This is a genomic window from Sphingobium sp. CCH11-B1 (assembly GCF_001556865.1).
GTDB lineage: Bacteria > Pseudomonadota > Alphaproteobacteria > Sphingomonadales > Sphingomonadaceae > Sphingobium.
In genome coordinates this window covers 18,104-27,460 of record NZ_LSJY01000033.1, presented here as the reverse complement: position 1 = coordinate 27,460, position 9,357 = coordinate 18,104, and the positions used below count along the sequence as shown (strand labels likewise).

7 protein-coding genes and 1 pseudogene are annotated in these 9,357 nt (G+C 64.3%); all 8 read right to left on the bottom strand.

Annotated features, from left to right (window positions below):
- Positions 1–223: 223 nt before the first annotated feature.
- The 8 genes and pseudogenes from AX724_RS04840 to AX724_RS04805 all read right to left on the bottom strand — a co-directional run bounded on the left by AX724_RS04840 (position 224) and on the right by AX724_RS04805 (position 9,354).
- The gene (locus tag AX724_RS04840; RefSeq protein WP_004212890.1) at positions 224–973 is read right to left on the bottom strand and encodes an HAD-IIB family hydrolase; all 750 of its coding nucleotides are present in this window, start codon (positions 971–973) and stop codon (positions 224–226) included.
- A complete protein-coding gene (locus AX724_RS04835) occupies positions 970–3,471 on the bottom strand; it encodes a heavy metal translocating P-type ATPase (protein ID WP_004212886.1) in 2,502 nt (833 codons plus the stop codon). Before AX724_RS04835 ends, AX724_RS04840 begins: the two co-directional genes overlap by 4 nt.
- On the bottom strand, positions 3,468–4,076 hold the full coding sequence (locus tag AX724_RS04830; protein WP_004212885.1) for a cation transporter: 609 nt from the start codon (positions 4,074–4,076) through the stop codon (positions 3,468–3,470). The genes AX724_RS04835 and AX724_RS04830 overlap by 4 nt, the downstream gene beginning before the upstream one ends.
- A pseudogene (locus AX724_RS04825) lies at positions 4,073–4,728 on the bottom strand (ZIP family metal transporter). The gene AX724_RS04830 and the pseudogene AX724_RS04825 overlap by 4 nt, the downstream one beginning before the upstream one ends.
- A gap of 3 nt (positions 4,729–4,731) precedes the next feature.
- Entirely contained in the window at positions 4,732–5,145 is a 414-nt protein-coding gene (locus tag AX724_RS04820; RefSeq protein WP_004212881.1) for a hypothetical protein, read from the bottom strand.
- Positions 5,146–5,192: 47 nt separating this feature from the next.
- Positions 5,193–5,570 carry a hypothetical protein gene (locus tag AX724_RS04815; RefSeq protein WP_009824022.1) on the bottom strand — a complete coding sequence of 126 codons (378 nt, stop codon included), beginning with the start codon at positions 5,568–5,570 and terminating at the stop codon, positions 5,193–5,195.
- Positions 5,567–6,055: an SRPBCC domain-containing protein gene (locus AX724_RS04810; protein ID WP_004212879.1), complete on the bottom strand. Its 489-nt coding sequence runs from the start codon at positions 6,053–6,055 to the stop codon at positions 5,567–5,569. The genes AX724_RS04815 and AX724_RS04810 overlap by 4 nt, the downstream gene beginning before the upstream one ends.
- A 53-nt stretch (positions 6,056–6,108) precedes the next feature.
- Positions 6,109–9,354, bottom strand: coding sequence for an efflux RND transporter permease subunit (locus AX724_RS04805; protein ID WP_004212878.1), 3,246 nt, complete (start codon positions 9,352–9,354; stop codon positions 6,109–6,111).
- Positions 9,355–9,357: the final 3 nt, after the last annotated feature.

The following is a 9,357-nucleotide window of genomic DNA, read 5'->3' as shown; positions in this document are numbered from 1 at the left end:
TATCGCTGGCCCAAATCCTTAGCGTAGGATTCCGCCCCCTCCCGCAAACGCCCCCTACGATTGAGAAGCGCGGCGGAATCTCTTAGATTGATCGCTGGAGGCTTTGTTCGCGGAGACGCGCACATTGCCTTCTTTTCGTTTTAGGAAGCGCTGCCCTAAGCGACAGAAGCCAGAGCTTTGACAATGCGGCATTCCGCGATGGAGCCGACCATGTATCTTGATCCTATCGGTGCAGACACGCGATGATGGCGGTCACGACGGCGGTGGTTTCCGCGACGTCGCGCACCCTCACTGTGTCGAGGCCGATTTCAGCAGCGGGATAGTCATTCCCACCGGGGAATATCGCATCCCCAATGAACAGCATCCCGTCGAGCGGGACACCGCTCTCGGCACTCAGGCGCTTCAGGCCATAGCCCTTGTCGATCCCTGCTCTGGTCACGTCGATCGATGTCGTGCCACCGAGATTGATCGAGAGCTCCGGCAGCTTCGCGCGCAACGTGGCCTGCAACGCGGTCCTCTTCTTTCGGTCAGGATCCCACGCTTCCTTTTCCTTCAGCGGCGCTGCCTGCCCCAGGCCCGAAAAGGTGATCTGGCTGCCCCGGTCCTCGATCCGTTCGCCCCAGATACGTTCGTCGGCGAGACCGGCATCGGTCAGCGCCTGATCGAAGGCCGTGCGGATCTTCGCCTTCTCCGCGTCGTCGAACAGTTCGGCATAGACCGCGCGCCAAGCGCCATTGATGAACCGATAGAGTTTCGTGCCTGTGGTCGGCATCAACCAGAGACGGTCGAGCGCGACGCCGGCAGGAAGGCGCGAGGCGATCTGCTTTTCGAACTGCGGCCAGTCCCCGCCCGAGATCACCGCCACATCCGTGATGGCGAGCAATCGGGCGAGGATTGCGGCCATATCCTCCGATAACGGCCGCTTGCTCTCGGCAAGCGTGCCGTCGAGGTCGAAGGCGATCAGCCACTTCATGCCGCCTTCCCTGCCGGATCGCGGTAGGCGAGCAGCCTGAGCGCATTGATGACGACGAGCAGCGTCGATCCCTCATGAACCGCCACCGCTGGCCCAATGCCGAGGCCGAGGATGGTAGCAGGCACCAGGAAGGCGACGACACCCAGGCTGACGAAGACGTTCTGCCGGATGATTCCACGGGTATGGCGGCTAAGACCGACTGCGAATGGCAGGTGCGCCAGATCGTCGGCCATCAGCGCCACGTCGGCTGTCTCCAGCGCAACGTCCGACCCCGCCGCGCCCATCGCGATGCCGACCGTGGCGCTTGCCATCGCCGGCGCATCGTTCACGCCGTCGCCCACCATCGCGACCTTGTCTTCGCCGGCGAGCTTCTTGATCGCGGCAACCTTGTCTTCGGGCATGAGGTCGCCCCACGCTTCGTCGATCCCGACTTCGTCGGCGATCGCTTCGGCGACTTTCTGGTGATCGCCGGAGATCATTATCATCCGCGACACGCCCATCTCGTGCAGCCGACGCAACGCGGTCTTGGCAGCTTCGCGAGGCGTGTCCATCAGGCCGATCGCGCCCAGGTCGCGGTCCCCCTTGCGGACCACCATTGTCGTGCGGCCGTTCTCGCGCAGCTTCGCGATTGCGTCCTGCGCGCCCTGCCCCAGCGCCGGAATGCCCTCACTTCCGAACATCTCGGCCTTGCCGATCCACACCGTCTCGCCATCCACGCTCGCGGTGACGCCCCGACCGGTCAGGCTCTTGAGGTCGCCGGCAGTCGGCACGGCACGATCGTTCAGACGTTCGCGGCCGTCCTTGACGATCGCTTGGGCCAGGGGATGGTCGCTCAACGCTTCGACGGCGACAGCCAGCGCCAGCAACTCGCCTTCATCGGCGCCATCGACGGGCACGACATCAGTGATGCGCGGACGACCTTCGGTCAGCGTGCCCGTCTTGTCGAAAGCGATCGCTTTGAGCGACCCGAGGTTTTCGAGCGGTGCACCGCCCTTCACGAGCACGCCGCCCCGCGCTGCACGGGCAACGCCCGACAGGACCGCGCTCGGCGTTGCGATCGCGAGCGCGCACGGGCTTGCCGCCACCAGCACCGCCATCGCGCGATAGAAGCTGTCGCGGAACGGCTCGTCGACGACCACCCATGCGAACAGCAGGAGCACTGACAGGACCAGGACGGCGGGCACGAAGATCCGTTCGAACCGGTCGGTGAAGCGCTGCGTCGGCGACTTCTGCGTCTCCGCTTCGCTCACCATCTTCACGACCTTGGCAAGCGCGCTTTCATTGGAACGGCGTGTCACCTCGATCTCGATCGCGCCGCCGCCGTTGATCGTACCAGCAAAAACCCGGCTTTCCGCGTCGACTGCATCGGGCTTGGCGCGTGCCGCTGCGGCATCTGCGACCGGCACCTTGTCGACCGGGATGCTTTCACCCGTGACCGGGGCCTGGTTGATCGCGCTGGTGCCCTTGATGACGAAGCCGTCGGCAGGCAGGCGCTCGTTCGGGCGGACGATGGCAATGTCCCCGACGACCATCTGCTCGACCGGGATTTCGCTGGTCTGCCCGCCGCGTCGCACGGTCGCGGTTTCGGGCGCGAGCTTCGCCAGCGCCTCGATCGCCTTCTTGGCGCGGCCCATTGCATAATGCTCAAGCGCATGGCCGAGGCTGAACAGGAACAGCAGCAGCGCACCTTCGGCCCATGCGCCCAGCGCAGCGGCGCCGGCCGCAGCGACCAACATCAGCGTGTCGATCTCGAACTTCTTCATCCGGAGGTTGTCGATCGCCTCGCGCAGCGTGAAGAATCCGCCGAAGAAATAGGCTGCGATATAGCAGGCGGTCGGCAGCCATTCGGGCGCGCCAGCGACCAGCCTCTCGATCGCGTAGCCGATCCCCAGCAGCGCGCCACAGGCGAGCGCGAAGATCAGCTCGGTATTGGGGCCGAGAAATTCGGCGTGGCTATGGTCGTGGCCATCGCCGGGGCCGTGCTTCTCTTCGCCCGCGCCGTGGCCCCCGGGGCCGTGGTCGTGGCCGGCATGTTCATCGGCAGCGACCCGCTTGCCCACCCTCACCTTCAGCTTGCGAAGCGCAGCGCGCACCTCCTCTTCGGTGGTTTCGCGGCGATCATATTCGACCCGGACAGACCCGCTGGTGCTGGCGCTTGCCTGGACCACGCCGGGCAAGGCGCACAGCGCATCGCTGACCGTGCGCGCCCGACGTTCGTGGTTGATCCCCGTCACCTGCCAGATCGCATGGCCGTAGCGCTCGGTGATTTCGGCACCTGCGGCGCGCACCATTTCGCGCAACCGTGGCAGCGGCAGCTTGGCGGCATCGAAATGGATGCACAGCGCCGCTGGCGTGTTGCCGTCGAGACAGATCACATGCGCCCGCTCGACACCTTCGCGCTTTGACAGGGTTGATACGAGACGGTCCAGGCAGGCATCGGCCGCGTCAGGAAGGTCCGGCAACAACACTGGAATGTCGAGTTCGAGCTTGTCGTTCATGACGACCTCCTTTCGCTTTTCTTGGTTTCGGCGCGCGCGTCGCGCAGGATTTCGACACCGCCCTTGATGGCGATGATGGCGGTGGCGAAGCCGACCAGCAGGTCCGGCCAATTGGTACCCAACCACAGCACCAGCACGCCGGCGATCAGGATGCCGCCGTTGGAAATGAAGTCGTTGAAGCTGAAGGTGGTTGCGGCCCGGAGATTGACGTCCGGATCCTTGAGGCGCTGGAGCAGCCGCAGGCAGAGGTAATTCACGACGCCGGCGATCGCGGACATGACCATCATGGTAGGTCCGATGGGCTCGCTGCCCTGCACGTAGCGCCGTCCGACATCGATCAAGATGCCGCCCGCGAAGATCAGCAGCATGACGCCCGAAGCGACCGCGGCGCGTGTCTTCCATGTCTGGCCCCGGGTGAGCGCCACAAGGCTCAGCGCATACACAGCCGTATCGGACAGGTTGTCGACGCCGTTGGCGATCAGCGCGCTCGAGTCCGCGAAGAAGCCGGAAACGAAGAAGCCCGCAGCGATCGCCGCGTTCAGCAGCAGGACGATCCACAGTGTGCGGCGCTCCTGCCCGCCATTGTTGTCGTTGCCCGGGATCATCCCATCATCTCCTCAAGTGTCAGCAGGGCCAGGAAGCCGACGAAAAACATCGAGCTGATGAGCGGGGTGTCGGGTTTCTCGTGCGCCTCGACCAGCAACTCCTCCGTGACGAGGTAGAGCAGCGCCATCAGCCCGAAGCTGAGGAAGCCGGCGATCATCACCGGCGACAGCGCGGCGACCGGCACGGCAGCGAGCGCGCCGATCGGCAGCAGCAGGGCCAATGCCGAGACGATCACGATGATGCGCAAGCGCGAGCGATAGGTTTCCGCCAGCTCGTCGGTCAGCGTCAGTCCCAGAAATAACACTTCCAGAGTGAGCGCGATCGTCAGCAGGAGACCTGCCTTCTCGCCCGCCACGAAAGCGAGGCCGAGCACCAGGCCGTCGACCAGAATGTCGATGCCGATCGCGGCGAGTAGCGCCATCGGCCCCTTGAAGCGGGCCTCAAGAGCCTTGAGCCCCAGCATGGTCGCGACGCCCGCCGCCCCGCCGATCAACGTCGCGCTGGGCGATGCCTCATGCTTGACCTGCGGCAGGATTTAGCGAGATGCTGTAGGCCCGCCACGAGGCCAGGTTTCAACTTGGTGCGGCTCGCGACAATCGCGCCGAGCACGACCGCCAGCACAGGCGCAAGCGTATAGAGCAGTGCCTGCATTTCCTAGGACTCCTCCGGGGTTCGGTGGCAGACGCGGATCTTCCCGCGTCGCGTGAACGCGATCGATCCGCCCGCCACGACAGCCCGCGAATGGTCGCCGCGAAACTCGTCACCGGTTCGCTGCGCGCGCAGGATCTCGGTCCTGCCCTTCGGCAGCCAGGTGACGGCCATTTTCAAGCCGTCATCGATGAAGTCGACATCGGCGCGTGTGCCGTCGTCGCAGTACATGATGCGCTGCGCGATTAGTTTCGACGTCAGATGCTTTTCATGCGCCGGCTCGGTAGGCTGGGTCGGCGCTGGATTACACGCCCCTATAACCGCCCCGGAGACGAGAACGACGCCGAGGCGCGCGATCGCCAGACCGGCCCGATTCAGGCCGCACAAGGTTGTCACATTTGAAATCGACGTGTCAGACATCGGTCTCTTCCGACGAAGCGCCCTGTGGCGTTCGAAGGCAGGGCAGTTCATCGCGTGCCTTCCTGCTCGCAGATCCGGGTACGGCCATCGCCTTCCACGATGGTGAGCTGCGACCCCTTGAAGGTCGCGGTGGCTGTTTCGCCGACATATTGCAGGCCCTGCGCTGGCGCGGTCAGCATCATCGGCGGTCCCCCGTTGGAGCGCCGCAAATCGATCTGCAGGCCGTTGTCCTTGTAATCGACGAACAGCGGTTCCCCGTCGGAACAGCGATATCTATGCCGCCCCATTTCCCCGGTCGCCACGGCGCTGTCGGACGAATGGATCTGCTGCTCCGTTGGCGGGGCTGGCGGCTTTCTTTCCGAGCACGCCGCGAGCCCGACAACGAGGATGACGGCGGGCAGCACCCGCTTACAGTGCATCATCATCGCGCCTTCCTCCTGTAGCGGAAGGGGACGCGCTGACGATTGATAGCCCGGGCAGGCTGACCTACCCGCCAGCGGAGATAGGTTGCGAGGCGATCGTCAGATTCGACCATCAGGGATCGCAGGCGGCGCAACATCATCGCCGCGAACGGCAGGGAGAGCGCCCCGCGCAGCGTGCAGCTATGCGTTAGCCTGGTGCCGCCATCGTCCCCCGCCAGCTCGTACCGCTCTTCGAGCGTGAACAGATAGGGGATGCCGCAGGACCAAGCGAAGGCGTGCGGTTTATCGAATCGATCAATCCGTGCTGGCGTCCGAATTGGCCGGGTGATGCCCTGGATCGCAAAGGTGCATTCTGTGTCGCCGAGCCGGGACGGATCATCGAGAAATACGAGCGGACTCCACGCCCGGCGATGATCCGGATCGGTGAGTGCCGACCAGATGCGCAGTGGCCCGCCGTGAAGCATCGAGCTGGTTATGGTGCGAGGCATATCCCCATCTCCCAGAGATGGGCGGGGCGATCGCGGATCGCCCCGCCCATCCATCAGGCCAAGTTGTTCACGAAGGTCTGACCGTGGTCGTCCCCTTCATGCTCCTCATTGTAGTGCTCGGGTTTCTCGATCACTTTCTGCCCGAACCGGGCATAGAGTGTCGGCAGCACGAACAGCGTAAGAAGCGTCGCCGAGATCAGACCGCCGATGACGACCGTCGCCAAAGGCTTTTGAACCTCTGCGCCGGCGCCTTCGCCCAGCGCCATCGGCACGAAGCCGAGGCTGGCGACTAGCGCGGTCATGATGACGGGTCGCAGACGCTGCATCGCGCCAACATGCGCGGCTTCCTCGCGGCTCATCCCTGATCGGATCAGATCTTGGATCGAGCTGACCATGACGAGGCCGTTGAGGACCGCGATGCCCGAGAGGGCGATGAAGCCCACTGCCGCCGAGATCGAGAAGTCCATGCCCCGCAGGAACAGCAACAGGACGCCGCCCACCAGCGCGAAAGGCACGCCGGTGAACACGATCGCGGCGTCGCGGACCGATCCCAACGCCCCGTAGAGGAGCAGCAGGATCAAGATGAAGCAAGCCGGAATGACCAGCTTCAGCCGTTCGCTTGCCGATTGGAGGTTCTCGAACTGGCCGCCCCATTCGAGATAGGTGCCGGCAGGCAGCCGGAGTTGGCTGCCGATCGCCGCCTGCGCATCCGCCACGACGGATCCGACGTCGCGGCCACGCACGTTGGCTTGCACCACCACGCGCCGCTTGCCGTTCTCGCGGCTGATCTGGTTCGGACCATCGACCACCTTGATCTCGGCGACGCTGGACAGCGGTACATAGCCGCCGCCTGCCACCGGCACCTGCACCTGTTGGAGCAGGCCGATGTCGGCACGCTGCGCCTCCGACAGGCGGATCACCACGGGGAAGCGACGGTCGCCCTCGAAGATCTGGCCCGATGTTCGCCCGCCGATCGTCGCAGTCACGGTGTCCTGCACATCCTGAGCCGTAACGCCCAACCGCGCCATCGCGTCGCGGTTGACGCGAATGTCGAGCATGGGAAGACCGGTCGTCTGCTCCACCTTCACGTCCGCTGCGCCTTGCGTTCTGCGCAGCACCGCCGCGATTTGCTCGGCCGTCCGGTTCATCTGGTTGAAGTCGTCCCCGAACACCTTCACCGCGATGTCGCCGCGCACGCCGGCGATCAGCTCGTTGAAGCGCATCTGGATGGGCTGGGTGATCTCGTAGGCATTTCCCGGAATCTTCGCGAGATTACCCTCGATCCGGCTGACCAGCTCCTCCTTGGGAAGCTCAGGATCCGGCCAATCCTTGCGCGGCTTCAGGATGACGAACATGTCGGTCGCGTTCGGCGGCATCGGGTCGGCCGCCAGCTCGGCGGTGCCCGTCTTGGAATAGACGAATTGCACCTCCGGCTGCTTCGACATCATCCGCTCGATCGGCACCTGCATCGCCTGGCTCTGCTGGACCGACGTTGCCGGAATGCGGAGCGACTGGATCAGCAAATCGCCTTCGTCGAGCTGCGGCAGGAACACCGAGCCGAGCGTAGTGAAAGCAAGCGCCGCCACCACAAGGCTTCCCACACCCGCACCGATCGTCAGCGTCGGGCGCTTCATGGCCCGGTCGAGACCGGGTTCGTAGCGCTTCTTCAGCCACGTGATGATGCGGCCGTCCTTCTCCTCGACCTTCTTCGACAGCCAGATCGCAATCATCGCCGGCACGAAGGTGAGAGAGAGGATGAAGGCGAAGGCGAGCGCGATGATGACGGTCAGCGCCATCGGTCCGAACGTTTTACCCTCCACGCCGGTCAGCGTGAGCAGCGGTACGTAGACGAGGATGATGATTGCCTGCCCGTACACAGAGGGACGGATCATCTCACGCGCAGCGGCTGCCACGGTCGCGAGCCGTTCCTTGACGCTGAGCAATCGGCCTTCATGATGCTGTTGCTCGGCAAGCCGGCGCAGCGCGTTTTCGACAATGATGACGGCGCCGTCGACGATCAGACCGAAGTCCAAAGCCCCAAGGCTCATCAGATTGGCCGAGACCCCAGCGCGCAGCATACCAAAGCCTGTCAGCATCATGGTGATCGGGATGACCAACGCCGCGATCAGGGCCGCACGGAAGTTGCCGAGCAGCAGGAAGAGCACGACGATGACCAGCACCGCGCCTTCGGACAGGTTTTTCGCGACCGTCTTGATCGTCGAATTGACCAGCTCGGTGCGGTTCAGCACCGGCTGAATTACGACGTCAGGAGGCAGCGAAGCGTTGATCGTCTTCAGTTTCTCAGCGACCGCGGTCGACACGATGCGGCTGTTCTCGCCGATCCGCATGATCGCCGTGCCGACGACGACTTCGGTACCGTTCTCCGATGCCGAACCCATGCGGATCGCCTGACCCGTCTTCACAGTCGCAACTTGTTCGACCGTGATCGGCACGCCGTTACGTGTCGCGATCACGGTCCTGGCCAACTCGCTGGCATTGCGAACGAGCGCATCCGAGCGAACAGCCAGACCTTCGCCATTGCGATTGACGAAGCCACCGCCGACGCTGGTGTTATTGCGCTCCAGCGCATTTCCCAGGTCCGTCAGCGTGATGCCGAGCGAGGCCAGCTTCTGCACGTCGGGCACGACGAGGAACTGCTTGGCGTAACCGCCAATCGAGTCGACACCGGCGAGGCCCGGTGTGGTCTTCAGAAGCGGCGTCACGATCCAGTCCTGCGCGGTGCGCAGGTAGGTCGCCTTGTCCTCTTCGGTCGTCAGTCGCTCGCCCTCTGGCGTGATGTAGCTGCCATCGGGCTGTTGGCCCGGTTCACCGGGCTTGTGCTTGTCGTCCTCGCGATGATCGAGACGAACGGTGTACATGTACACCTCGCCCAGGCCTGTCGCGATCGGACCCATTTCAGGGTTCACGCCGTCGGGCAGATTCTCTTGCACGCCCCGCAGACGCTCGCCCACCTGCTGGCGGGCGAAATAGATGTCCGTCGCGTCCGAAAAGACCGCCGTGATCTGCGCGAAGCCGTTGCGGCTCAACGAGCGCGTATATTCCAGGCCGGGGGTGCCGGCGAGCGCGGTTTCGATTGGAAACGACACCTGCTTCTCGACCAGCTCGGGCGAGAGGGCAGGCGCGCGGACGTTGATCTGGACCTGATTGTTGGTGATGTCCGGCACCGCGTCGATCGGTAGCCGGTAGAGGGAAAAGGCGCCGATGGCGGCGACGATGACGGTGAGGAGCAGGACTAGCCAGCGCTTCTCGACCGCCCAGGTTACGATACGGGCGATCATGGC